Source organism: Haladaptatus caseinilyticus (assembly GCF_026248685.1).
Classification (GTDB): Archaea; Halobacteriota; Halobacteria; order Halobacteriales; family Haladaptataceae; genus Haladaptatus; species Haladaptatus caseinilyticus.
The window spans coordinates 1,828,339-1,853,491 of sequence record NZ_CP111036.1; the positions used below are offsets into that span (position 1 = coordinate 1,828,339).

The 25,153-nt window shown below is 60.0% G+C and carries 23 protein-coding genes; 13 read left to right on the plus strand and 10 right to left on the minus strand.

Annotated elements, in window-relative coordinates; translation table 11 throughout:
- Positions 1–105 precede the first annotated feature (105 nt).
- Entirely contained in the window at positions 106–507 is a 402-nt protein-coding gene (locus OOF89_RS09930; RefSeq protein WP_266075666.1) for a hypothetical protein, read from the minus strand.
- A gap of 193 nt (positions 508–700) precedes the next feature.
- Here OOF89_RS09930 and OOF89_RS09935 point away from each other — a divergent pair, with 193 nt between their 5' ends.
- On the plus strand, positions 701–1,132 hold the full coding sequence (locus tag OOF89_RS09935; RefSeq protein WP_266075668.1) for a hypothetical protein: 432 nt from the start codon (positions 701–703) through the stop codon (positions 1,130–1,132).
- A gap of 128 nt (positions 1,133–1,260) precedes the next feature.
- Here the strand turns inward: OOF89_RS09935 and OOF89_RS09940 are convergent, their stop codons facing one another.
- Both OOF89_RS09940 and OOF89_RS09945 read right to left on the minus strand, forming a co-directional pair.
- Positions 1,261–2,910, minus strand: a complete 1,650-nt coding sequence (locus tag OOF89_RS09940) for an acyl-CoA synthetase (protein ID WP_266075670.1) — start codon at positions 2,908–2,910, stop codon at positions 1,261–1,263.
- Between the two features lie 121 nt (positions 2,911–3,031).
- On the minus strand, positions 3,032–3,364 hold the full coding sequence (locus tag OOF89_RS09945) for a hypothetical protein (protein ID WP_266075672.1): 333 nt from the start codon (positions 3,362–3,364) through the stop codon (positions 3,032–3,034).
- A gap of 128 nt (positions 3,365–3,492) precedes the next feature.
- On the opposite strand from OOF89_RS09945, the gene OOF89_RS09950 reads away from it, so the two are divergent.
- Positions 3,493–3,837 (plus strand): hypothetical protein, encoded by a 345-nt coding sequence (locus tag OOF89_RS09950; RefSeq protein ID WP_266075673.1) that lies wholly within the window; start codon positions 3,493–3,495, stop codon positions 3,835–3,837.
- Positions 3,838–3,947: 110 nt separating this feature from the next.
- On the opposite strand, the gene OOF89_RS09955 is transcribed toward OOF89_RS09950, so the two are convergent.
- Both OOF89_RS09955 and OOF89_RS09960 read right to left on the minus strand, forming a co-directional pair.
- Complete coding sequence (locus OOF89_RS09955) at positions 3,948–4,736, minus strand: DUF4397 domain-containing protein (RefSeq protein ID WP_266075675.1); 789 nt, start codon at positions 4,734–4,736, stop codon at positions 3,948–3,950.
- 69 nt (positions 4,737–4,805) lie between these two features.
- A complete protein-coding gene (locus OOF89_RS09960; RefSeq protein ID WP_266075677.1) occupies positions 4,806–6,500 on the minus strand; it encodes a right-handed parallel beta-helix repeat-containing protein in 1,695 nt (564 codons plus the stop codon).
- Between the two features lie 131 nt (positions 6,501–6,631).
- Between OOF89_RS09960 and OOF89_RS09965 the strand changes: the two genes are divergently transcribed.
- Positions 6,632–6,904 (plus strand): hypothetical protein, encoded by a 273-nt coding sequence (locus tag OOF89_RS09965; protein ID WP_266075679.1) that lies wholly within the window; start codon positions 6,632–6,634, stop codon positions 6,902–6,904.
- A 58-nt stretch (positions 6,905–6,962) separates the two neighbouring features.
- Here the strand turns inward: OOF89_RS09965 and OOF89_RS09970 are convergent, their stop codons facing one another.
- Both OOF89_RS09970 and OOF89_RS09975 read right to left on the minus strand, forming a co-directional pair.
- Positions 6,963–7,412 (minus strand): ester cyclase, encoded by a 450-nt coding sequence (locus OOF89_RS09970; RefSeq protein WP_266075681.1) that lies wholly within the window; start codon positions 7,410–7,412, stop codon positions 6,963–6,965.
- An 85-nt stretch (positions 7,413–7,497) separates the two neighbouring features.
- Positions 7,498–8,205, minus strand: coding sequence for a hypothetical protein (locus OOF89_RS09975; RefSeq protein WP_266075683.1), 708 nt, complete (start codon positions 8,203–8,205; stop codon positions 7,498–7,500).
- Positions 8,206–8,358: 153 nt separating this feature from the next.
- Between OOF89_RS09975 and OOF89_RS09980 the strand changes: the two genes are divergently transcribed.
- The 10 genes from OOF89_RS09980 to OOF89_RS10025 all read left to right on the plus strand — a co-directional run bounded on the left by OOF89_RS09980 (position 8,359) and on the right by OOF89_RS10025 (position 22,670).
- Positions 8,359–9,519 (plus strand): glutathione-independent formaldehyde dehydrogenase, encoded by a 1,161-nt coding sequence (locus OOF89_RS09980; protein WP_266079747.1) that lies wholly within the window; start codon positions 8,359–8,361, stop codon positions 9,517–9,519.
- A gap of 87 nt (positions 9,520–9,606) precedes the next feature.
- Entirely contained in the window at positions 9,607–10,842 is a 1,236-nt protein-coding gene (locus tag OOF89_RS09985; protein WP_266075684.1) for an ornithine cyclodeaminase, nickel-pincer nucleotide-dependent, read from the plus strand.
- Positions 10,843–10,936: 94 nt separating this feature from the next.
- Complete coding sequence (locus OOF89_RS09990; protein WP_266075687.1) at positions 10,937–13,450, plus strand: PAS domain S-box protein; 2,514 nt, start codon at positions 10,937–10,939, stop codon at positions 13,448–13,450.
- An 82-nt stretch (positions 13,451–13,532) separates the two neighbouring features.
- On the plus strand, positions 13,533–13,919 hold the full coding sequence (locus OOF89_RS09995) for a DUF7344 domain-containing protein (protein ID WP_266075689.1): 387 nt from the start codon (positions 13,533–13,535) through the stop codon (positions 13,917–13,919).
- Between the two features lie 290 nt (positions 13,920–14,209).
- Positions 14,210–15,565: a diaminobutyrate--2-oxoglutarate transaminase gene (locus tag OOF89_RS10000; protein ID WP_407661604.1), complete on the plus strand. Its 1,356-nt coding sequence runs from the start codon at positions 14,210–14,212 to the stop codon at positions 15,563–15,565.
- A complete protein-coding gene (locus tag OOF89_RS10005) occupies positions 15,562–17,076 on the plus strand; it encodes a pyridoxal phosphate-dependent decarboxylase family protein (RefSeq protein ID WP_266075693.1) in 1,515 nt (504 codons plus the stop codon). Before OOF89_RS10000 ends, OOF89_RS10005 begins: the two co-directional genes overlap by 4 nt.
- On the plus strand, positions 17,073–18,887 hold the full coding sequence (locus OOF89_RS10010) for an IucA/IucC family protein (RefSeq protein WP_407661561.1): 1,815 nt from the start codon (positions 17,073–17,075) through the stop codon (positions 18,885–18,887). The genes OOF89_RS10005 and OOF89_RS10010 overlap by 4 nt, the downstream gene beginning before the upstream one ends.
- Entirely contained in the window at positions 18,884–19,477 is a 594-nt protein-coding gene (locus tag OOF89_RS10015) for a GNAT family N-acetyltransferase (RefSeq protein ID WP_266075695.1), read from the plus strand. The genes OOF89_RS10010 and OOF89_RS10015 overlap by 4 nt, the downstream gene beginning before the upstream one ends.
- A complete protein-coding gene (locus tag OOF89_RS10020; protein ID WP_266075697.1) occupies positions 19,474–20,859 on the plus strand; it encodes a lysine N(6)-hydroxylase/L-ornithine N(5)-oxygenase family protein in 1,386 nt (461 codons plus the stop codon). The genes OOF89_RS10015 and OOF89_RS10020 overlap by 4 nt, the downstream gene beginning before the upstream one ends.
- Positions 20,860–20,861: 2 nt before the next feature.
- Positions 20,862–22,670: an IucA/IucC family protein gene (locus OOF89_RS10025; protein WP_266075699.1), complete on the plus strand. Its 1,809-nt coding sequence runs from the start codon at positions 20,862–20,864 to the stop codon at positions 22,668–22,670.
- Between the two features lie 55 nt (positions 22,671–22,725).
- Here OOF89_RS10025 and OOF89_RS10030 read toward each other — a convergent pair whose 3' ends face one another.
- From OOF89_RS10030 to OOF89_RS10040, 3 genes are all read right to left on the minus strand, one after another.
- On the minus strand, positions 22,726–23,391 hold the full coding sequence (locus tag OOF89_RS10030) for a sugar phosphate isomerase/epimerase family protein (RefSeq protein WP_266075700.1): 666 nt from the start codon (positions 23,389–23,391) through the stop codon (positions 22,726–22,728).
- 129 nt (positions 23,392–23,520) lie between these two features.
- Positions 23,521–23,856 carry a hypothetical protein gene (locus OOF89_RS10035; RefSeq protein ID WP_266075702.1) on the minus strand — a complete coding sequence of 112 codons (336 nt, stop codon included), beginning with the start codon at positions 23,854–23,856 and terminating at the stop codon, positions 23,521–23,523.
- 347 nt (positions 23,857–24,203) lie between these two features.
- On the minus strand, positions 24,204–25,094 hold the full coding sequence (locus OOF89_RS10040; protein WP_266075703.1) for a universal stress protein: 891 nt from the start codon (positions 25,092–25,094) through the stop codon (positions 24,204–24,206).
- Positions 25,095–25,153: the final 59 nt, after the last annotated feature.

Here is a 25,153-nt window from a genome sequence, read left to right on the forward strand (position 1 = left end):
CCTAGCGTATAGACTGCGATATGCTTTAGCATGGTGGAAGTTCTCCAAACCCGGGACAGTACGAGCGTATTTCGCGACCCATGACGGTGTTCGAACGTGAGTTCGCTAGGGGTCCTTCATCCGAACAGCCCAGTCGTCGGTCTCGCGGAGGGAGCGCGGAACGCCCATCGGGTCGGTTTCGTCGTGGAGATAAATCGTTCCGTCATCGACAGCGCCACGGCCAAGGTCGACGAACAATTGGGAGAGACCAGTTCGCCAGCGTTCATCGACCAGTTGTCGCCAGCAGGCCTCGAAGGCATCCTGTGGACTCGCAGTCGGGCCACCGCTCTCGCGCGCGAGTTCGAGACAGCAGTCGGGACAACTGCGAACGGACACCGGTTCGCGGGGTGCGTGAATATGCCCGTCGAAGGTGACGACTGGCGTCTTCGGTTTCATCGTACCGTGTCGCTCACATACTGCGTCTTCGGGGTCAGTACCGATGTAGATCGGTCGTCGGTTCGGTGACATGGTTGGAAATGGTGCTTTACCAACAACTGATTCGGCTATCAAACTACCGGCGAGAAAACCGTATAACGACCCGTTGTCGGACGCTCGAACGAGGGCGTGTCACCACATCACCCTGCATGTGAAAGTCGGAGGATTACATACGTAATCGTGCGGCAAATAGCTATTTCACACCGGTCGTGAAACGAACGTCCATATGAGCAACACCGACCTCAAGCAGGCGGTGCTCGACTCGGATCCGAACCAGTGGGTCACCGACGGCGTGCCGGATTCGTTCACGCATCCCGACCGCGATATCTCGGTGAAACGAATCGGCGAGTGGTCGAACGTCTCAGCCCCGTGGGACGACTGGTCGGACGATGATTCCCTCCAGCAGGCGACGTACCGCCTGTTCCACGACGACAGTCCATTCGACCAAGTGAGTTTTCTCGCTCTCGATGATGGTACCCTCCTTCCGATGCCGGAGTATGGTCCTCCCACCGAAGACCCGGGCGTCCTGCCCGACGAGTTCGTCTTCTCCCTGAATCGGTACGAGGAAGCGCTCGGTAAAATCGCGTCCACGAACAACTTCGACGCGAAGCGCGAGGAAGTGGGCGTGCAGGTTCGCGACGAGCCGTTTCGGAGATGAGCTGACGGGGTTGTTTTTGATACGACGTTCCGTTGTGGCGAAATCCGTCACATGACGCCGATGAGGGAATCCCACGTGGTTTCAACAACCACCTGTCTAACACGAACGGTACGCCAGTATCGTTCCGCCTACTCCCCAGTCTGGTCGCGCAGTTCGGTGCGGCGTATCTTTCCGGTCACCGTCTTCGGCAACTCGTCCACGAACTCGACTTCGCGGGGGTATTCGTGTGCCGAAAGCTCCTCTTTGACGTGACGTTTGATGTCCTCGGCGAGGTCCGAACTGGGGTCTGTACCCTCGCTCGGGACGACGTAGGCTTTCACGATGTTCCCGCGTTCGGTGTGGGACTTCGGCACGACGGCGGATTCCGCGACGGCGGGATGTTCGCCGAGCGAACTTTCGACTTCGAACGGGCCGATTCGGTAGCCCGCACTGATGATAACGTCGTCCGCCCGTCCTTCGAACCAGAAGTACCCGTCCTCATCTAAATGCCCCAAATCGCCGGAGAGATACCAATCGTTGACGAAACAGGCGTCGGTTTTCTCGGGTTTGTTCCAGTACTCCGCGAAGAAACATGGGTAGTCGCCTCGCTGCGCGATTTCTCCCGTCTCACCCGGCTCCAGCGGTTCCCCGGTTTCCGGGTCCACCACGGCAGCCTCGATACCCGGAAGCGGTTTGCCCATGCTTCCGGGACGGATCTCCATGGTCGGATAGTTATTTATTATCATGTTCCCCGTCTCCGTCTGGCCGTAGGTGTCGTGGATGGTGACGCCGAGGATATCCTCACCCCACGCGACCACGCCCGCGGAAAGCGGTTCGCCGATGGAGAGCGCGTGTCGCAGGTCGAGGGAGGCGTCCTCCAGAACCCGCTCGTTCTCGCGGAGCATCCGGTAGGCGGTCGGGACGCTGAACAGCACCGAAATCGGAAACTCATCGAGCAATTCGGCCCACGTTTCCGGATCGAACTCGCCCTCGTACGTGAACAGACTCGCCCCCCAAAACCACGCCCCGAGCGTGTTGATGGGTCCGGTCAGCCACCCCAGGTCGCCGGTGGACCAGTACAGGTCGCCGGGTTGTAAATCGACCGCGAATCGCTGGGTCGCGGCGACGCCGGCAACCCAGCGATGTTTGTGGAGGACGCCTTTTGCCAGACCGGTCGTGCCGCTGGTGTAGTATAGCAGAGCGTCGTCCTCACCACCGGTTTCGACCGTTTCGAACACCGTACTCGCGTCTTCCATCGCCGCGTGATAGCTGATGTCGCCGCGCCGAATTCCAGTACCATCCCGGCTTACGACGACGACGTGTTCGACCGAAGGCGCGTCATCGAGTGCCTTCTCGATGGTCTCTCGGTTTTTCGACGTGGTGACGACGACTTTCGCATCGCAGTCGTCCAGTCGATAGGCGATGCCATCCGGTCCGAACCGTTCGTTTACGCCTCCCCAAACGCCACCTGCCTTGAGGGTCCCGATAAGTGCGACGTAGTGTTCCGGTACCCGCGGCATGTAAGAGAAGACGCGGTCGCCCGTATCGACGAGGTCGGAGAGGACGTTTGCAAACCGGTTCGACTGCTCGGCGAGTTCCCAGAAGGTGAGCGTCTCGCGTTCGCCGTTTCTCCCGGCGTAATAGAGGGCGACCTTCCCTCTATCGTTCGCGTGTCGGTCACAGACCTCGTGTGCGATGTTTAGCTCCCCCGGCGCGTTCCAGTCGGCTTCGTCAAAGATATCGTTCCAGTCGAACGTTTCCAGTTTTTCGTCATAATCGTGCAAATTGTGCACAGACATCACACAAACTATCGGGAACGGTGGATAAAGTCGTTATCACTGGTCGTTTAGATGTCGTCTACTTCGACAGCTCTCGGCCCAGTACGTCAAAAACGGTTATTCGGCCGGGAATGCCGATCTTCTATGTCGTTTGGGTCCAGCGGCTCCCCCGTGAGAGTTCGTCGAGGTCGAACTCCGATTTCGGGACTTCACGATATCGTTCCCGTCCAACGGGCGTTTGGAGACGAACGAGGTAGGTATCGCCATCGGGGTCGTAGACGGAAAGCGTTCGCCGTGACCGTGAATCGGTCAGTTCTGTGGTAAGCGTTACAGTGTCGAGTCGCCGGAGATGGTCGCCGAGGTTCCAACTGATCCGGCATCCACCCCCCATCGGTGGATGAGAACGGCGCTGGGACGACTGTGGATTTTCACTGGTTTTCAACGAGTCGGTTTGACGTTCCCCATGGCTACCCATAGCACATCCAACATCGACCCGGAACTTAAATGATGTAGATTCTTTCCCGTAATTCACGACTGTCACGAATACGTCGCCGACTCATCTCGCCGAACGAGGTTATAGCCGACGACGGCGTATGAGACGATATGGAACGTACGAATCGTGGAACCGACGCGAGCAGTGGCCGACTGGAGTCGCTGATTCGCCGCCTTCGACGCGGTGATACCGTGACTGTCGGAACGGACACCGGATCGTTTCGGGAACCTCGCTCGTTTATCGTCGATAGAATCGCGGAGGAGCGGTCCGCACGCGACGACGACGTGTACTATCGTGTTCACCTGCGCGGACCTCGGGGTGGTCACTACGTCATGATGCCGGAGAAGCCACAGGGAAAGGGTGCACACGAACCGCCCGAGTTGTTCTACCAACACCCGGACGACCACGACAAATGGGGCGACCCCGAAGAGGAGACGGAAGCATCGTTTACCTGATGGTCGAAGCGGGAACGAGAGCAAAATCGCCGTAACCCCCTCGAAAGAGCGCGAGTGTCCCGAACGGGTCTCAGAAAAACAGCTGGAGTCGCTACGAGTGGGCGGACCTACTACGACGACTGCGTCGTAGTCGTCCCCGCTCCAGTCGTCTCCGTACCGGTGCCTTCCTGCGTCGTTGTCGTTCCTTCGCCGCCCGAATCCACCGCTGTCACGAGGTCCAACGCCTCGGCGTCGTTGTTGGTTTGCAGAAGGCCAACGGCAAACATGGAGATGACGGTACCCCCGTCGAGCGTGACGTCGGTCGACGCGACGGCCTGGTTCTCCCCGGCAGGTCGAACTTCGATGGTGTACGACCCGGCGGGAAGGTCGACGTACTGGCTGGCGTTGCCGAATTCGAGTCCCTCGACGAGCAGATCGCCGTCCGCGGCGATATCGACCGCCGGTGCGTCCGGCGAGAGGTGGACCGCTCGGACGCTGACCCGGTTGCCCGACGGAATCTCGTTTCTGTCCTCGAACACGAACGACTCGGGATTGTCGGGCGTTCCCGCTGCCGCAAAGGTGTAGTCGAGTGGCGCTTCGAGCGTCACCTGCTCCTCGAGAAGCGCGGTCCCTTGGCCCTGTCCAGTCGGCGTGACCTGAACGGTGTATTCGCCCGGTTGGACTTCGAGGTAGTCGCTGACATCTTTGAACGCCACGTCCTGTAGAACGGGGTCTCCGTCGATGAACACGTCCACGTTCGGTCCACCGGGGATGGCATGGATGGCTCTTATGCCCACGGCCCTTTCGCTGCCACCGCCACCACCCGTCGTCGTCGTTTGCTGTGCGCCCGAAACCCCTGCGAAGACGGCTAGTCCACTCGCTCCGATAGCTCGGAGTACTCGGCGTCGTGTCTGTTCCATTCTCGTTTCCCCCGCCGTTCGACAACTGATTAGTAAAAAAGAATTTCCCCCAACGAGTTCGAGTGCCCATCACACCGATTCGACGAAGACGTCGAGGACGCCGTTCGAGGACTCGACGGTGATGGTAACTCCATCGAACGCTCCACGCTTCGTTTTCGTGTAGGACACCGTTTCTATCCCCCCTCCGACGCGCCCGAACGTCAGTTTCGGACGTCGCGCGTAGGATTTGTCGAACCTCACTGATACGGTTCCGGCGTCGTCGCCGACGACACCGCGATGAACGTCGAACGCTGGGACGTGGCCGCGAACGAGCGAGGTTGCACTCTCGATACGCCACGGGGACGTTCCGTCTGCCCAGTTCTCACTGTAGCAGTTGTCGCCGCCGCCATCGGTTTCGACGATTGCGAGGCCACCTCCGCTCCGATAGATTCGGTTGCCACGGACGACGTTTTCCCTCGTTTGAAGAAGGATTCCTTGGTAGTAGCCGTCACTCCTTCCGTATTTCCTGACTCGGTTTTCGCTGATTTCGTGGTTCGTCGTTCCATTTCCACGGGAGACGATACCCGACCGCTGAGCTCCTCGAACGTCGTTGTGTTCGACCGCAACGTATCGTGCATCGTCGAGGAGGATTCCGGCCCGACCGGTCTCGGATACGGTGTTTCGAGCGACGATGCCATCCTTCGCACCGGTAATTCGAATCCCATCGCTTCCGACGTCGTAGAGGCCGTTTCTCGCGACCACGAAGTCCGATATTCCCTTTTCGATGTTGACTCCCGTCCCACCGTAGTCATAAAGGTCGTTGTCCACGACGGTAACGTTCGTCGCCCGCTCGATGTTGAGCGATACCCCGGCGAAATCCGCGGACTCCTCTTGGACGCTCACGTTGCCGTCGATTCGGACGTTTCGCGCCCGCCCGCCGAATCCGACGTGACAGAACGATTTGTGGTAGCCAAACCCGATATTGCTCGCGATGAGGATGTATCCTCCAGCTTGGAGATCGTTGCCGCCGATTCCGGTGAGACTCCCCTCGAGGTTGTTTCCTAGCACGTTCCCGACGATGGCGACGTTTCGGGCTTGTTGGTGGTCGAACCCGCGCCAGACGTCACAGGAAATCGAACGGTCGAGGCCGTCGGTGACGACGTTTCCGGAGACGAGGACGTTTGCACCACCGACCTGAATTCCCCTGTCGCCGATATCACGGATTCGATTGCCGAGGATGCGGACGTTACGGGATTCCTTTTCCGCACTGATGCCGCTCCCGCCGGTTCCGTGTTCGTGATACGGATGGGTTCGCGTCAGATAGTTCCCGGACAGCGTGACGTTTTCGGCGTCCTTCACGACGATGCCGTGGCACAACTTCGCGCTCGGACGCTGGCCATCGGGGTTTCCGTCGTATCCCACGCCGCGAATCGTGACGTTCTCACAGTGGTCGTGGTGGCCGATTCGGAACCCACCGACGTTCGCCCCGTCTGCGGGTTTAACCAGCGTCGGTATGTCGGGACCGACGACGGTGACGCCGTCCACGTCGATGTCGAGCCACTGGGTCGTTCGATACGGTGCGTTCTCCCCGGTAATGACGACGGTGTCGCCCGCCGAGAGGTCGTTGAACGCGGATTCGAGGGCCGATGTCGTCGTGATGACGGCATCGGCGAAACGGCCCGCTTTCGTCTCCTCCGGTGTGGTTGCAAAAACGTCACGCCCGGCGAACGCGAGCGCCAATCCGGCAGTTCTCCGTAACACCCCTCGCCGTGGAATTCCCCCCATCCCGTTCGAGTGACGACGGGAAGCAAGCATTGTTTTGTGGCCGAACCCGTGTCGGCACTCTCTCCGTTAGAGTGCGCGGACGAATCGACGGGCATAGCGATTTATACCTCTTTCGACGATCCTCTAACACCATGGTCGAGGTTTACGAACACTATCGTCCGACGACGAATGCCTACCCGTCCGGCGTCTATCGTGTCGTCGGCGCGAGTGCCGAGATAACGCTTCTGCGGGTGACCGACGCACAAGGAAGACGCGCGTTTACCGGCGAGATACTACACGTCTCTTCGCACGTCCTCGACACCGAGTTCGAAGCCGCGGCGAACCCTGACTCGAAATTCTCCCCGATTGCTGTCGTGCGAAGCATCGGTTCAGGGCTGTACTGGTCAGTACGACGATTTCTGTGATGTCAGCAAAACCGGGGTGGTTCGATCGACCAGTACCCCGTTCACCCCGAAAAACCGCTCACTCCGCCATTCCTGCGAGTTCGTCGGGTATCGGCACGATACCGAGTTGCTGGAGCATTCCCAGCATATCCCAGTTCGCCCATGTCTCTTTGATAACGCCGTCCTCGACGCGATGCATCGCGAGACCGGTGATTTCGAAGGTCTCACCCGTCGGTTCGTGGCCCATGAACGCCCCTTCGTGGGTGCCACGCTCCACGCCGCGGAACACGACCAAATCGTCCTCCGCGATAATCTCTTCGATGGTCACTTCCCCGTCCGGGAAGGCCGATTGGAACATCGACATCATCTCGATAAATTCGTCCGGGCCCTGTACTCCACCGGGCGCGTCGGGGTCGTATCGTACATAGTCAGGCGCGAGTAGTTCGTCGGCCGTCGATTCGTCCCCCTCGTTGACGAACTCGGCTATCAGTCGCTGAACGACAGCTTTGTTCTCGTCCGTTCGTGTCATCGCTTTTCCCCCAGTTAAAGGAACGACTCCGACGTACAAAGTTGTTACTGAAATGTCATTTGATGGACCACTGGATAGCTGGCCATCATCGAACGCTGTGCATCAACCGGAGGAGTTCCCCCCGGTACGTGTCGCTGTTCCGATGCAGCACCGTCCGGAAGAACTCGTTCGTTGGTCGAACCCCCGTCGTGAGGATGAGTGATCCGTCGGACCGCGATACGTCGAAGTAGAGTACCGTCTTCACTCGACCGTTCCGACGAATCCCCGGAAATCGTTCGATGTTCGGAACCGGGGCCTCGGAGTACCGGTCGATGTCGTAGTACCCGACGTACTCGGCGGTCGCTTGCGCCTGCGTCGTTTCCCGCTCCGCCGGTTCTCGCTCGCGCAACTCCGTAAATCCTCGTTTCCGGGCCGTTCGTTCGAATCGACGTTTGGCGATTCCATCGACCAGCCCGGGTCGCGCGAGCGCCGAGAGCGGTGAATCGAACGTGATACGTGTGGCGATGAACACGCCGACGATACCCTCGAAGTCGCTCTGAAGACGTGTATCGACCGCCTCCGTGAGGCGAACGTCTTTGTAAATCAGCGTGGTTCTGTAGGCATCTCCGAAATCGATACCGCGGCGACGAACGTCGAACCGGTCGGTTTCCCTCGCTTCGATTTCCCACTGCCGAACGAGCGGGTCGGTTACCGTCGGATTTCTGTACCGCCCATCGCTCTGCCGCCCAGCGACGATGCCGCTCCCCACGACGACTGCCCCTCCCAGTCGCTCGATGAACCCCCTTCTATCCACGAGTAACGGTCGGTCTGCACGTGCATATTCCTCACGGCCCGAGCCGATTCGTTCGGATCCGTTCCGACCGATGGATTGCTCTCATTTTGGGACAAAAACATCATGGTCTTCACCCTCGTAGCCGTGTAGTTGCAGGGGTGGGAACAAATGTCAATGGACGCGGTCGTTTACCAAGGACCGCACGATGTAGAAGTGGAATCGGTCGATGAACCCGGTATCGAGCACCCGAACGATGTCGTTATCGACATTACGACGTCGGCGATATGTGGATCCGATCTCCACATGTACGAAGGACGAACCGACGCGGACCCCGGTATCGTCTTCGGGCACGAGAACATGGGAATCGTAGACGAAGTCGGCGACGGCGTGGAAACACTCGAAAAGGGTGACAGAATCGTCCTGCCGTTCAACGTTGCCTGTGGGTTCTGTAAGAACTGTGAGAACGGCAAAACGGGGTTCTGTCTCAACGTGAACCCCGGGTTCGCCGGTGGAGCGTACGGGTACGTCGCGATGGGACCGTACAAAGGAGGTCAGGCGGAGCGCCTTCGAGTCCCGTTCGCGGACTTCAATGCCCTCAAACTCCCGGAAGGGACGGAGCACGAGGATTCGTTCATCCTGCTCGCCGACATCTTCCCGACGGGATGGCACGGGACGGAGTTGGCCAACCTCCAACCCGGCGAATCGGTCGCCATCTTCGGCGCGGGGCCGGTCGGACTGATGGCCGCCTACAGCGCGAAGATCAAGGGCGCGTCGGAAATCTACGTGGTCGATAGGGTCCCAAGCAGGTTGGAACTCGCGGAAAAACACTGCGACGCGATGCCGATAAACTTCGAAGACGCGGACCCGGTCGAACAGATAAAGGACGCCCACGGCGGCGGTGTGGACAAGGGCGTGGACGCGGTCGGGTATCAGGCGATCGACCCCGATACGGACACGGGCGACGACGCGTACGACCCGGCACGTGAGAACCCGGCAGTGGTGCTCAACCAACTGATTCAGGTCGTGCGCCCGACCGGCCAGTTGGGTGTCCCCGGCCTGTACGTACCATCCGACCCCGGTGCGCCGGACGAGATGGCCGCACAGGGCCGCCTCGGCATCGACTTCGGGAAGTTCTTCGAGAAGGGCCTCAAGGTCGGAACCGGCCAGTGTAACGTCAAATCGTACAACCGCCAACTCCGGGATCTGATAATCGAGGGGCGTGCGGACCCGAGTTTTGTCGTCTCACATCGCGTGAGCCTCGACAAAGCACCGGAGATGTACGAGCGATTCGACAACCGTGAGAAAGGCGTGACGAAAGTTCTGCTCGAACCCTGAGCAGGAACGCTCATTTTTAACGAACCGTAGCGTGGTCACTCGTCCAACGGCACAACGCTGATAGCAGTTACGTGCATCTGGTTTTGCATGGTGGACGTTCGCACTGTCGAATTGGAGGGCCACATCATCGATTCCGGCATGATGCAGCGATGTTTCGGCGTCGTGATGGACTTGGACGGGGAGTTCGAAGTCGAGGAGTTTCGGGTCGGCAAACACAAAGACGAGGAGTCGTACGCTCGAATGACGGTCTCGGCGGACGACGAGGAGACGCTTCGGTCCATCCTCCACGAACTCCACCAGAACGGGGCACACGTTCCGAACCCGACGGATGCGGCACTGGAACCTGCTCCGGCGGACCAAGTCGTCCCGTACGGTTTCTACTCCACGACGAACCACCCGACGCAGGTTCGATACGAGGACGAATGGATTCCCGTCGAAAACATCGAGATGGATTGTGCCATCGTTATCGACCCCGACGAGGGACGGGCCACGACGAAGGTGCTCAACGCCATCGAGGAAGGCGACCTCGTCGTCACTGACGAATCGGGTGTGCGTGTCGACCCTCCGGAACGTCCGCGGGGCGGGGGTGGCCCGTTCGGATTCATGCAGGGTGGTGTGTCGAGCGAACGACCGTCCGAATCGCTCATTCGGGAAATCGGGGAAACCATCGTCGAGACGAAAGCGGAGGGAGGGAAGGTGCTCGCCGTGGTCGGACCGGCGCTCATCCACTCCGGTGCTGGCGACGACCTCGCACGTCTCATCCGCGAGGGCTACATCGACATGCTCAGCGCGGGCAACGGATTTGCAGTACACGACATCGAACGCGGTCGGTACGGCACCTCGCTCGGGATGGATATCGAGACGTTGGAACATCCGCGAAAAGGGCACAAGCATCACATCTACACCATCAGCGAAGTCATCCGAGCGGGCGGTATCGCCGAGGCGGTCGAAGACGGCCTCATCGAGGACGGTGTGATGTACGAGTGCGTGAAAAACGACGTGCCCTACGTCCTTGCCGGATCGATTCGTGACGACGGGCCATTACCGGATACGGTCACGGACGCGGTCGAGGCACAGAACGCCATCCGGGAGCAGGCGCACGAGGCGGACCTCGTGCTCATGCTTTCGACGCTTCTGCATTCGGTCGCGGTCGGCAACTGTCTCCCTTCGACCACTCGGGTCGTCTGTGTGGATATCAATCCTGCGACGGTCACGCAACTGCTCGACCGCGGAAGCGCACAGGCCATCGGGATGGTTACCGACGTGGGGACGTTCGTGCCGACGCTTGCCGAAACCGTCGTCGAGCGAGAGTGGACCGACTGAGGAGGGACCCGTCGCTCGATGATACACCCTCACCGAGACATGTCTCCGTTTCGGCGAAAACGTCTTGCCCACTCTCACCCTGTAACCCACAACCATGTCCGGGCCCTCTTCGTCGAACGACTCCCCCATCCGTTCGCTTCGGAGTACCGAATCAGCCGAGGAAGCCGCCTTTTTCAAACGCATCGTCAGGGAATCCCTCGACGGATTCATTATCATGAACGAGGAAGGGACCATCGTCTTCGCGAACGAAGCGGTCGGTACCCTTTTCGGATACGACGGGGACGAACTGGTCGAGCGTTCTATCGCCACCCTCTTTCCAGAACAGTATCGAGAAACGTACCTCGAGGAATTTTATCAGTATACTCACGAACCGGACGCGACGGTCGAATACACGGGCGTCGAGCGGGTGGGTCTTCGACGAACGGGAGAGGAGTTTCCGCTCTCTTTTTCACTTCGCGAGCACACGTATCGCGGTCAACGACTGTTCACGGCGATACTCCGTGATATCTCCGAGCAACGGCGGCAACAGGACGAACTCGAAGCCGCAACCGAAAAGTATCAAACGCTCGTCGAAACCGCGCCGGACGCCATCTTCGTGGCTGATGCCGAGACGGGAGTGTTACAGGAGGCAAACCGGGCCGCGGCCGAGTTGCTCAAACGACCGAAGGACGAGATCGAAGGGATGCACCAAACCGAACTCCATCCCACGGAGGAAACCGGACGCTACGAACGGATGTTTCGAGGACATCAAGAAGAGGGCGGCGTGTTCGAAGAGAACCACGACCTAACGGTGGTCGATTCCACTGGAGCCAGGATTCCGGTCGCAATCAACTCGAAGATAACCGAGTTAAACGGTCGCAAGGTCATTCAGGGCATCTTTCGGGATATTAGCGAGAGAAAACACCGAGAGGACGCGCTCAACGCGTTACACGAAACGACACAACGGATGTTCGAGACCGCGTCGTCACAAACGATCTGCACGCACGCAGTAACTACTGCCGCGGAGATTTTGGAGTTCCCGCTCAGCGGAATTCATTTCAAAGCAGATGATGCCGATGCGCTCGAACCGATCGCGACGACCGGCGACATCGCAGGTACGCTCGATGGATCGGTTCCGACGTTCACACCCGAAGACCCGTTCGTCTGGGACGTATTCGAGACGGGCGAGCCACGTGTCGTTCCCGACGTACAAGCGACGGACGAGGGAGCGGCCCGGGATACACCGATCCGAAGTATCATCGTCGTACCACTCGGCGAGCACGGTGTATTCATTACGTCGTCCGAGTCGGTTCGGGAGTTCGACCGAATCGACTTCGACCTGGTACGGGTACTGGCCGCGAACACCGAAGCAGCGTTGACCCGGGCCGAACGTGAACGTGCAATCGCTCGTCAGCGTGACGAGCTAACGACATTGAATCGAATCAACGCCATCGTGAGAGATATCAATCAAGCCTTGGTCGCCGCGCCGACACGCGAGGAAATCGAGCGGACGGTGTGTGAGCGGTTCGCCGCATCCGATGTCTACCATGGTGCGCTCGTCGGGACGCTGTCCGCGGCGGAACAGGGACTTTCCGTCCAAACGGCGGCCGGAATCGACGATGCGTATCTCGAAGCTGTCGCTAACGAAGGTGCCGAAACGGAGAACGGTGTCGCGGCCATGGCGTTACGAAGCGATACGGTGCAAGTGGTCGAAGACGTTCGGTCGGACCCGGCGTTTCCGACGTCGATACGGGCACAGGCAGCGGCGCGAAATTTCCATTCCGTCGCCTGTGTTCCATTTGGACACGGCGAGACCACCTACGGCGTCTTGGTGGTGTACGCATCGGAGCCGACGGTCATCGGGGCGCGCGAGCAAGCCGTTTTCGGCGAACTGGGGGAGATGATCGGTCACGCGATAAACGCCGCCGAAAGCAAAAAACTCCTCTACAGCGACCGCATCCTCGAACTCGAATTTTCGCTTACCGGGACCGGGTCGTTCTTCGTCGAGACGTCCGCGGAACTCGGTTGTTCGTTTACCCTCAACGGGGTGGTGCCGACGGCGAACGAATCGTACCTCTTCTACGTGACGAGTTCCGGTGTCCCGACGGAGGACGTCATCGAGCGAGCGGAAACATCCTCGAGTATCGAACACGTCCGCCGAATCCAAGGCGATGAGAGGGACAGTACGCTCGAACTGCTGATTCGCGGAACGCAAACCACTGCACAGGCGCTCATCGAACATGGTGCCTACATTCGTGGTGGGACGATTACGGACGGCGAGGGAACCCTCATCGCAGAAGCCCCGGCGAACACGGAGGTTCGCCCGTTCGTCGAAGCGGTGGAGGCAGTGTATCCGAACGCTACGCTCCTCGCAAAACGGGACCGCAAACATCCGCTTCACCCGACGCCCGGACTTCATTACGAGGTCGAAACCGAATTGACCGCCCGACAGTTGGAGATACTGTCGGCCGCATATCTGGCGGGATACTTCGACTATCCGCGGACGAGCACTGGGGCGGACCTCGCCGAGACGCTCGATATCTCCTCGCCGACGTTCCACCAACATCTACAGGCTGCACAGCGGAAGGTATTTTCCCTTCTATTCCACAACCGCGATGAGGGGGCCTGAGACCCTCTCATCCGCCATTCACAGATCGATACCTCAATACTGAGGCAGAGGACTAGTCAATCGTGGCTGATTTGCTATGATGATGAGCGACTCCGAGAAACGACACGGCAAACTCGAATCGTCACGGTCTCAACCGGAGGAAGTTCACGAGTCGAAACTATCGCCGAAGACCATCGCGAAGGTTCTGCAGGATCGACAACGGAGACTGATTTGTCACATCCTCGCGAATAGTTCCACTGTCACGACCTTCGACGACCTCATCGACGCCCTTTCGGACCGAGAACTGAACGCGCCGGAATCCGATACCGAGTTTGACCGTCGTTCCGCTTCGATTCAACTCCATCACGTCCACCTCCCATTGTTGGAGGATATCGGGGTTATCGAATACGAACCTCGGTGTGGAACCATTCGATACTGGGGACACTCGAGGATAGAACGCCGTCTCGACCGACTATCGGACATCGCGTAAGGAGGCTCATTTTACCGGGAGAAATCGACGACACCCGCCGTGCAACAGTCGTCGGTGCTCGCATTCGAACGACGACTCGTGTCGCGACACGCTTTGCCAGTCGGGAGTCGATAAACCGTTCTATTCGTAACGCTGCGACGGAAAGTATGTCGCCATGATATTTAGGTGCGCCTAAAAACCGGTGGCTTTACGTTTCTTTAGGCGAGCCTAAAACCCGTAATGCGTCGATGTACGCCACGGAACGTACGAATAGCCACGGCTGTCTCGCTCGATTCGAGGGCGTGGTCACGATGAACCGGGACGATAACCAACGGTTGCTCGAACAGCAGGCGCGCCGCGAATCGAACGCACGGACGTATCCCCGTCACCTTCCTCTCGCGATTCAGCGCGCGAAAGGCGTCGAAGTCGAAGACGCTGACGGGACGGTCTACTATGATTGTTTGGCGGGTGCGGGAACGCTCGCCCTCGGTCACAATCATCCCGTCGTCGTCCAGGCCATCGAGGATGTGCTGGATGCTGCGGTACCACTACATACGCTCGACATTACGACGCCGACGAAAGAACGGTTCGTAGACGCACTGTTCGATAGCCTTCCGGACGAGTTTTCGGAGTGCGCGCGCGTACAGTTCTGTAGCCCTGCCGGAACCGACGCCATAGAAGCGGCGCTGAAGCTCGTCAAAACCGCGACCGGGAACCGCTCTATGCTTGCCTTTCAGGGCGGCTATCACGGGATGACGCACGGTGCGCTCGGGTTAATGGGGGACACCGACCCGAAGGAATCAGTTCCGGGAACGATGCCAGACGTGCATCATCTTCCCTATCCATCCGACTATCGCTGTCCGTTCGGTATCGGCGGTGAATCCGGCCACCGAACAGCGAGCAGGTACGTCGAACACGTCCTCGACGACCCGGAAAGCGGTATCGTGGACCCGGCGGGAATGGTACTCGAACTCGTGCAAGGTGAGGGTGGCGCGATTCCCGCACCGGACGATTGGACGCGGGACATCCGTCGAATGACTCGCGAGCACGATATTCCCCTCATCGTGGACGAAATTCAGACAGGACTCGGACGGACGGGCGAACCCTACGCCTTCGAACACGCCGACATCGTCCCCGACGTGGTGACGCTCTCGAAGGCGGTCGGTGGCGGCTTGCCGCTCTCCGTCGTCGTTTACAAGGACGACCTCGATGTTTGGGAACCGGGTGCTCATGCTGGAACCTTCCGGGGCAACCAACTCGCGATGGCCGCGGGTCGCGCGACCATCGAGTACGTCCTCGAAAACGACCTTCCGGCACATGCCGAGATGATGGGGGACCGTCTCCGAGACCATCTCGAAGCGACCGCCGAGACGTTCGACTGCGTCGGCGACGTTCGCGGACGCGGCCTGATGCTCGGCGCCGAAATCGTCGATACGTCGGCGGAACCGGACGACCTTGGCAGCTATCCGACGGACTCCGACCTCGCGTCCGAGATTCGTTCCGAGTGCTTCGAACGCGGACTCATCGTGGAACTGGGCGGACGCGACAGCAGTACCGTCCGATTCCTGCCGCCCCTCGTCGTTACGGGAGACGACGTGGACGCCATCGCCGAACGGTTCTACGATGCGGTCGAAACCACGGTTCGTCGGGAGGTGTCAGCCGCATGAACGAACTGCTGGAATCCCGTCGCCAATCCTGCTCTGAATCGCTGTTCCTGGCCGACGAAGACGGTGAGGACACCTATCGAAACGCGATGGAACGAACGATCGACGCGGTTCTCGACGCGTTCGTCCGGGAAGCCGACCCCTATTCCGGTGCCAGTCCCGAATCGCTCCGCGACCAGTTCGAACGGATGGAGTTGATTCCCGAGGAGGGTGACGGAGTCGCCTCGGCACTCGATGCGACCGAATCCGTCCTCCGTAATTCGGTCAACGTCTCGAACTCGAACTGCCTCGCGCATCTTCACTGCCCGCCGATGATTCCGGGACTCGCCGCGGAGGCGATGCTGTCCGCGACAAATCAATCCATGGATTCGTGGGATCAGAGTCCGGCCGCGACTCTCCTCGAAACCCGGATGATAGAGGAACTCTGTGAGGTGTTCGGCTACGATGACGACGGCGATGGCGTGTTCACGAGCGGCGGCACGCAGTCGAACTTTATGGGCCTCCTGTTGGCCCGTGATTGGTTCGCCAAGGAGCGATTCGGTACCGACGTACAACGGTCGGGACTCCCGCACCGTGCGAAAGCGATGCGAATCATCTGCTCCGAGGAGGCGCATTTCACCGCGGAACAGGCCGCCGCCCACCTCGGACTCGGCGAGAACGCGGTCGTCACCGTCGAGTCGAACGATGATCGTGAAATGTGTCCCGACGCGCTCGACCGAACGTTGGCCGAACTGGACGAGCGCGAACTGCTCCCGTTCGCGCTCGTCGGCACCGCGGGGACGACCGATTTCGGAAGCATCGACCCGCTTTCAGAACTCGCCGACCGGGCCGACGAACACGACCTGTGGTTCCACGTCGATGCGGCGTACGGCGGCGCGCTCGCGTTCTCCGATCGCCATCGGAAATCGCTCTCGGGTATCGAGCGAGCGGATTCCCTGTCCGTCGATTTCCACAAGTTGTTCTATCAGCCGATTAGCTGTGGTGCGTTCCTCCTTCGCGATGGTTCGCGGTACGAATACATCGTCCGAAACGCTTCGTACCTCAATCCGGAAGGCGATTCCGCGCCGAACCTCGTCGCAAAATCGGTGCAGACGACGCGCCGATTCGACGCGCTGAAACCGTTCGTCTCGTTCCGCGCGCTCGGGCGGAAAGGATTCGGCGCCCTGGTGGACGAGACGATCGCCCTCGCCGACGACGTTGCGGCCCTCCTCTCGGACGATCCGTCGTTCGAGCTAGTCGCAGAACCGACGATAAACGCGGTCGTGTTCCGGTATCGCCCGGTCGGGACGAAAGCGAGCGACGAGCGAGTGAGTTGGCTGAACGAGGCGATACGTGAATCCCTCCTGCGAGAGGGTGATGCCGTCGTCGCCCGAACCGAGGTTGACGGCGTGACGGCCCTGAAGTTTACCCTACTCAATCCTCGAACGACGCTGGGGGACGTTGCCGACATCCTCGACGTGATAGAACGACGCGGCGATTCCCTCGGTGCGGTTTCCCCGGAGGTGGGGCGATGACGGCCTCCGAAACGACCCACCGAGATTCCGCCATGGAATCCGCGGCTGCGGCGAAATCCGCCGCAGCCGCGACGACGCACGCCTTCCTCAACTGCTATCTCCGCGAGACAGGCGCGTACGACGTTGTCACGGACGACTCGGCGGCGGCAGGTGAGTCCGTGCTGTTCGAACTCCCGATTCTCGGAATCGGCGTACGAGCACCCCTGTCGTATCGGTCTCCCACGGGACGACACCTGTTCGACCTCCCGGTTCGCTTCCGGGCGGGCGACGGTTGGCACGACCTCGATCATGCCACGCTCGCCGCTCTCGTGACCAAGGAACTCTCCCTCGCACGAGGAGGCGACCACGTCGGTGACGAACTGCTCTCCCGCGTGCTGTCGAGCAACGATCGAATCGAGCGATTCGTCGCCGCACGGGTGGACGACCGCGACCGCCTGTACGGGACCGAGTTCGAGTTCAGGGACGCCGAGCAGTCGTTGATTTTCGGCCATCTGCTTCATCCAACGCCGAAGAGTCGGGAGGGTATCGCGCCACGAAACGCGCCGACCTACGCGCCGGAGCTGCGCGGGTCGTTTTCGCTCGCCTACTTCCGGGCGGACCCCGACATCGTGGCGCAAGATTCGGCACGGGAGACGAGTGCTGCCGAATGGGTGAAGGCCGAATTGCGGAACGATTCCTCGGCCGAGGAATCGTTCCGCGACGAGCACGTCGAAAGCGACGACGTGCTGATTCCGGTCCATCCGTGGCAGGCACAGCACTTGCTCGACCAACCGCACGTCGAGTCCCTGCTGACGGACGGTCGGCTCACCTACCTCGGAACGCACGGAAAGACGTACTCCCCCACGTCGTCCGTTCGAACGCTCTACTGCCCGAAGTCGTCGTTTATGCTGAAGGGTTCACTCGCAGTAAACATCACCAACTCGGAGCGGACGAACAAACGTCCCGAACTCGAACGCGGCGTGGCCATCACCGAACTGATGGGAACGGAACTCGGAACCGAACTCGAATCACGCTTCCCGAACTTTGGCGTGGTGCGTGACCCGGCCTACCTCACCGTCGATGCGGGGTCGGACTCGGAATCCGGGTTCGAGGTCGTCCTCCGCGAGAATCCCTTCCGCGGCGAGGACGCGATGGGTGCAACGCCGGTCGTCGGCCTCTGTCAGGACCACATGTTCGGCGGAGATTCGCGCCTTGCGAACGTCGTCTCCGAAATCGCGGAGCGAGAAGGAAGGTCCACTGCCGATGTGAGCGAGGATTGGTTCCGACGATATCTCGCGATCTCCCTCCGGCCGGTACTCTGGCTCTACCTGAACTACGGCGTCGGACTGGAGGCACACCAGCAAAACAGCGTATTGACGCTCCGAGACGGTTATCCCGCGCGATTCCACTACCGGGACAACCAGGGCTACTACTTCGCGGAGTCGGGTCACGACGACGTGAATTCACTGCTCCCGGGCGTCGCGGAACGCGCTGACACGCTGGTCCCCGACGAGTTGGCGGACGAACGAATCCGTTACTACGTCGTGTTGAATAACGCCCTCGGCGTCGTCAACGCGTTCGGAACTGCCGGAGTCGGGGACGAATCCCGTCTGTTGTCGGTGCTACGTGAGGAAATTGAATCGTTGAAGGAGTACGATCACGAAGCGTCGTCGCTGCTGACGAGTATGCTCACCGAGCGGCGACTCGCCTGCAAGGCGAACCTACTGACGCGGTTCCGCGGCATGGACGAACTGACCGGAACGCTCGAAAACCAGTCCGTCTACACCGAGATTCCGAATCCGCTCGTCACCGAGTTGGAGGTGATGGGATGACCGGGGCCGCCGGAATCGTTGCGGCGGGGTACGACTTTCAGCGCCGCGATTCGACCATCGAGAAGACGATCTCGTTCCGAAAGGCCACGATGGAGCGGGACCTCGGTCGCCTCCATCGCTGGCTGAACGAACCGCACGTTCTGCCGTACTGGCAGTGGGACGACCCGCTTCCCCAGTTCCGGACGAAACTCGCCGAGAAGCTCGACGACCCCCACCAGACGCCCTACATCGGTCATGTTGATCACGTTCCGATGAGCTACTGGGAATCCTACTGGGCCGCGAACGATGACCTCGCCGAGCACTACGATGCGAACCCCGCCGACCAAGGCATTCACCTGCTCATCGGTGTATCGGAGTTTCTGGGACATGGTTACGCCGAACCGCTCCTGCGAGCGATGACCGCCTTCCAGTTCCGCCACGACGAGACCGACCGCGTCGTGACCGAACCCGACGTTCGCAACGAGAAAGTCATCCACGTCTTCGAACAGTGCGGGTTCGAACCGAGAGGCGAGATTTCGCTTCCCGAGAAGGACGCCTTGCTGATGGTCTGTGACCGCGAGCGGTTCGAGCAGGAGGTGCTCGGTCGATGACGACGGGCGACGAACGAGGCGCAAACGCTACTGACCGCGTGTACGACGTGCTGGGAATCGGGCTTGGCCCGTTCAATCTCGGGCTCGCCGCACTGCTCTCCCCCACCGATTACGACGCGGTGTTTCTAGAACAGAAACCTGAGTTCGAATGGCACGGCGGGATGCTCATCGAGGACGCGACCCTCGAAGTGCCGTTCATGGCCGACCTGGTCACGCTTGCCGACCCGACGAGCGAGTACAGCTATCTGAACTACCTTCGGCAGCACGACCGTCTCTACGAGTTCTACTTCTACGAGACGTTTCAGGTTCCCCGCCGGGAGTACGACGATTACTGCGGTTGGGTGGCCGAAGGCCTCGGAAACACCCGGTTCAGTCGGCGCGTGACGGCGGTTCAGTACGACGATTCGACGGAACTGTTCCACGTCACCGCTTGCGACCCCGAAAGCGGCGAAACGGTGGCGTACCGCGCGAACGACATCGTCGTCGGCGTTGGAAGCGTCCCGTTCGTTCCCGAGTCGCTTCGCGGCCACCCCGAGACGGACGTGTTCCACTCGGCATCGTATCTGGACCGACGGGAACGCTGTCTTGACGCGGAGTCGATTACGGTGGTCGGGTCGGGCCAGAGCGCCGCCGAGATATTCCTCGACCTGCTCCGTCACCGACCCGAATCGGACTGTAGACTCGATTGGCTCACTCGCTCCGAGGGCTTTTTCCCCATGGAGTACTCCAAACTGGGGCTGCAACACTTCACGCCGGAGTACACCCAGTATTTCCACGACCTGCCACAGGGGACGAAAGACGACCTCCTGCCCGAGCAAGGGCTGTTATACAAGGGAATCGACGAGAACACCAGCGAGGAGATTTACGACCTGCTGTACGAACGGTCGGTCGGCGGCAACGATCCGAACGTCGGTATGCTCGCCACGACCGCGGTGGAGGACATCGAGCAGGTCGGCGATGGCTATCGCCTGATCTGCGAGCAGTGGCAGGAAGGTGTACGGTTCGCCCACGAAACCGATGTCGTGGTGCTGGGGACGGGCTATCACCGCCCGACGCCGCCCTTCCTCGCCGGAGTTGAGGAGCGAATCGACCGTGATGCGAACGGCCGACTCCGCGTCGAATCGGACTTCGAAGTCGAATTCGACGCGGCGGGGAGGATGTTCGTCCAGAACGCCGGGATGCACGCCCACGGTGTCGGGACGCCCGACCTCGGACTCGGCTGTTATCGAAACGCACGGATAATCGAATCGCTCGTCGGGGAGGAAGTCTATCCCGTCGATGAGGACACCGTCTTTCAGGATTTCTCGGTCGAGCGATTCGTCTCGAACGCACCGAACAGCGAACGACTGCGGAGCGAACGCGCACCACTTCAGGAGGACTAACGATGCAGCAACTCACACCGGACGCCGACGGACGAATCGAACACGAACAGCTTCAGGAGGCTCTCTCGACGGAGGTTTGGGAGACGGTCGGTCGAAACCTGCTGGCGAAGATGCTGGCCGAGTTCGGCTACGAGGAACTCGTGTCGCCCGAGGAAGTCGACGACGGTGTCTACCACCTCGGCCTGACAGCGGGCGTCGAATACCGATTCGAGGCAGAGGAGCGGATGTTCGACTGGGTGCACGTCGAACCGGAATCGCTCGAACGTCGAGATGCTGGCGACTGGGAGCCGGCGACAGACCCGGTTCAGTTCCTGCTCGATGCGCAGGACACGATCGGCGTCTCCGACATGACGGCGGGGCACCTGATTCGGGAGTATCGAAACACGATGCTCGCGGATGCACACATCGAAGCCGACGAACGCACCATCGACCCCACTGCCCTCGACTATGCCGAACTCGAAGGCGAGATGACGGGTCACCCGTGGATCACCTACAACAAGGGTCGTCTCGGCTTCGGCTACGACGACTATCTCGACTACGCGCCGGAACGGAAACAGCCGGTGACGCTCTCGTGGCTCGCGGTTTCGCGCGACAGAGCGACGTTCGAGGCTGTGTCAGGCCTCGACCACGATTCGCTGGTTGCGGGGGAACTCGGCGAGTTCCGCGCGAAATTCGACGAGGAACTGGAATCGAAGGGGTACGACCCGGAGAACTACTACTTCCTCCCGATTCACGAATGGCAATGGGAGAACAGCATCGTTCAACTGTTCGCGGACGAAATCGCCTCGGGTACCATCGTCCCCCTCGGTGACGGTCCGGACGAGTACCTGCCACAGCAGTCGATTCGAACGTTCGTCAACGTGGACGAGAAGGAACGCCACCACGTCAAACTCCCGCTTCGTATCCTCAATACGCTCGTCTACCGCGGTCTACCGGGCGACCGAACCGAAGTCGCGCCGCTCGTCACCGAGTACATCAAAGGGATCTACGAGGACGACGAGTTCCTGCGCGAGGAATGTGACCTGATTCTTCCCGGAGAAATCGCGGGACTGAACTACGATCATCCCGATTTCTCACGATTGGACGGCTCGGCCTATCAGTACGATGAACTGCTCGGTTGCGTCTGGCGCGAGAGCATCTACACGTTCCTCGAAGACGACGAACGAGCGATCACCCTCTCGGCACTGATGCACGAGGAGAACGGGAAACCGTTCCTCGAATCGCTCGTCGAGGAGTCGGGATTGACGATGGAGGAGTGGCTGGACGAACTGTTCGGGACCGTCCTACCGCCACTCCTCCACTACCTCTATCGGTACGGGACGGTGTTTTCCCCCCACGGCCAGAACACCATCCTCGTGCTGAAGGACGGCCGACCCCACCGACTCGCGGTGAAGGATTTCGTGGACGACGTGAACGTGAGCGACCAACCGCTCCCGGAACTCGAAGCGATACCGGACGAACTCGCCGACGTGCTCCGCTCGGAACCGCCGGAAGGCCTCTGCCAGTTCATTTTCTCGGGACTGTTCGTCTGTGTCTTCCGCTACGTTTCCGACTCGTTGGCGACCCATTCGGACTACTCGGAGGAACGGTTCTGGACCGGCGTCCGTGAGGCCGTTCTCGACTATCAATCCTGTTTCCCCGAACTGGAGGACCGATTCGAACTGTTCGACCTGCTGCGCCCGGAGTTCACGAAACTCTGTCTGAACCGAAATCGGCTGTTGGACTACGGGTACGAGGACGCGGCCGGTCGGCCACACGCCTCCGAACACGGGACGGTTCCGAACCCGCTTCACGAGGAACCCGAACGATAATCCGGCTACCGACGGAAAACGAGCGTTCCGTCCTCGGTAGGTGTCTCGAACGAACTCAGTCAGTGTGGGTCACGTCACGAAACAGTTTCAATGCGTCCGTCTGCTCGTCAGGCATCACTTCGAGGACGACGATGCCGTCGTATGAATCGTGAATGGTGGAAATGACCCGCTCCATCCGCATCGTTCCCGTTCCGAATGCGAGGCCGTCTTCGTACTTCGTCCCGTCACAGCAATGAATCACCGGAATCTGATCGCCGAATTCCCGCAGAAGATGCGTGAGCGCCGATAGATACTCCGCTTCGGCGGTGTAGAGATGTGCCGTGTCGAGGACGAGTGACCGATTTTGGTCGAATAAGACGTTCTCCAGAAAGTGGACACTGTGCCCCGTCGAATTCTCGTATCCGCATGGGACGGTGATCTCGGTCACGTCGGCGACTCGGTCGAGGTTGGTGAGCGGGATTTTCGTCGAGTGGACGACGAGCGTGGCACCCAACTCCGCACAGAGGTCGTTCGCTTGCTGGATGTACGCGACGTTTTCGAGGTCGATGTGCGGTGTGTGAACGGAAACGATATCGACTGGTGCGGAGCGGCAGACGGCTACCGTTTCCTCGAACTCGTCCAAGTCCTCGGTGACGAGATGCAGTTCGACGGCGGTAAATCCCCGCTCTGCGGCCGCCCGCAGTTCGTCAGTAGCGGGTGGACATTTCCCAGCAACGATCATTGACGTGCAGTAGCGTACGCCGTTGTAAATACATTCTGTGGTACGCGAACGACTGTCACTGGTTCATTTCCGATGTCGAATGCATATCGTCATCGACTGTCCGGTATCCGTACCGGCGACTCTCCATCGTTACGGTATGCATTCAGTTGCACAAAACTCCCGGACCAGTATCTGCCCGTCGTGGCGGATGGAGAAGTTCAGGTTACTGATCCAAAACGCGAGGTTCGGTTTCGCGAGCCGATCGAGCATGGTAAAGTGGTCGTCGATATCCACACGACAGCGCCGACGAACCAGTCGTTCTGCTTCGGCACGCGAATGCTCGGTAACGAAGACGAGGATGTCGGCCACACTCCGTTTGAGCGTCGAATCGCCGGTCGGGTCGTATTCGAACCGATACTCGTGAATGTGGTCTCGACTTTCGTTGCGTCCACTTTTCTCCGTGCTATGCGTAAACGTGCTCCCCATAAATTCAAATTGAATTTCTTTATTATAAGTATGATGTGAGTACGCTTCGATAAACGATGTTGCGTAACGAAGACGGAAGCGATCCTTCTCACGACTCCGGGCGGTACTGTGGAATTTGTGAGCGATATGGATGCCGAAGGAACACGACCGAGACGATCGACGTTCCCCGATGGGAACGCCGAACCGGATCCTCCCTTCAGTATCCACTGCCAGAGCTGGAATATGGACTCCCTACTGGCTGGTCACTGCCGTTCTGTCTGCCACGTCCTCTTCGACCGGTGCGATACGTCGTCGGATGCTACGTCGTCCCTTCGTTGGGGAATGCGTTCGCGGAGACGATGATGAAATCACGCCGTTTCCGCGGTTCGAGTGATGACGAGTACGGGAGCGTCCACGACGCCGAGGACCGAGTCCGTCACGCTACCGAGCAGCTGTCCACTGAGGTTTGCTTCGCCGTGCGAGGCCATCACCACGAGGTCGATATGCTCGTCGGTGACGTAGTCCCGAATTCCGACCGTCGGTGCATCCCGAACGACGGTCAAATCGAGGTCGATATCGGAATCCGTCTCCCGAATACGTCGGGCCAGTCGTTCGACTGCAGACGTCCCCTGTTCTTCCAATCGCTCGATGAACTCCTCCGAGACGCCGCCCGCGCTGAACAGTCCGCCTTCCCGCTGTACGTCCACAGCGTTGAACACGTGGACCGTCGAATCGTACCGGTTCGCGATATCGGCTCCGTATCGTGCCGCGCCTTCGGCGTTCGTGCTCCCGTCCGTCGGGAGGAGAATCCGCTCGTACGTCGTGCCGGTTTCCGACGAAATATCCCCCTCTGGGACGGTAAACACGGGGACGTCGACCGTTCTGAGAACTCGATCGGTGACGCTCCCGAGCAGCTTCCCTCTCATGCTCGACCGCCCCCGACGTCCCATGACGACGAGATCCGTGTCGCTTTCCGCCACGTGTTCATCGATGATTTCGTGTGGCTTGCCCTCGGCCATCGAACTATCGATGGAGACGCCGACTTCGTCAGCTAAAGTTTCGACCTCGGCGACGAGTTCGGAACCTCGTTCGCTTCGCTCGGCTTGTGTATCGCTATCCAGTCGCCGAAACCTGCTCTGCTCGAGCACGTGAAGGACCGCTACTGCCGCGCCGTACGTTTTCCCGAGTTCGAGGCCGTACTTCGCGGCCCGCTCGGCGCAGTCGCTTCCGTCGATCGGAATGAGGATTCGGTCGAACATGGCATCTCCATCGTGGATACGACGGTAGAGAGTATAAATCGTCGTCCGCGGACGACGAT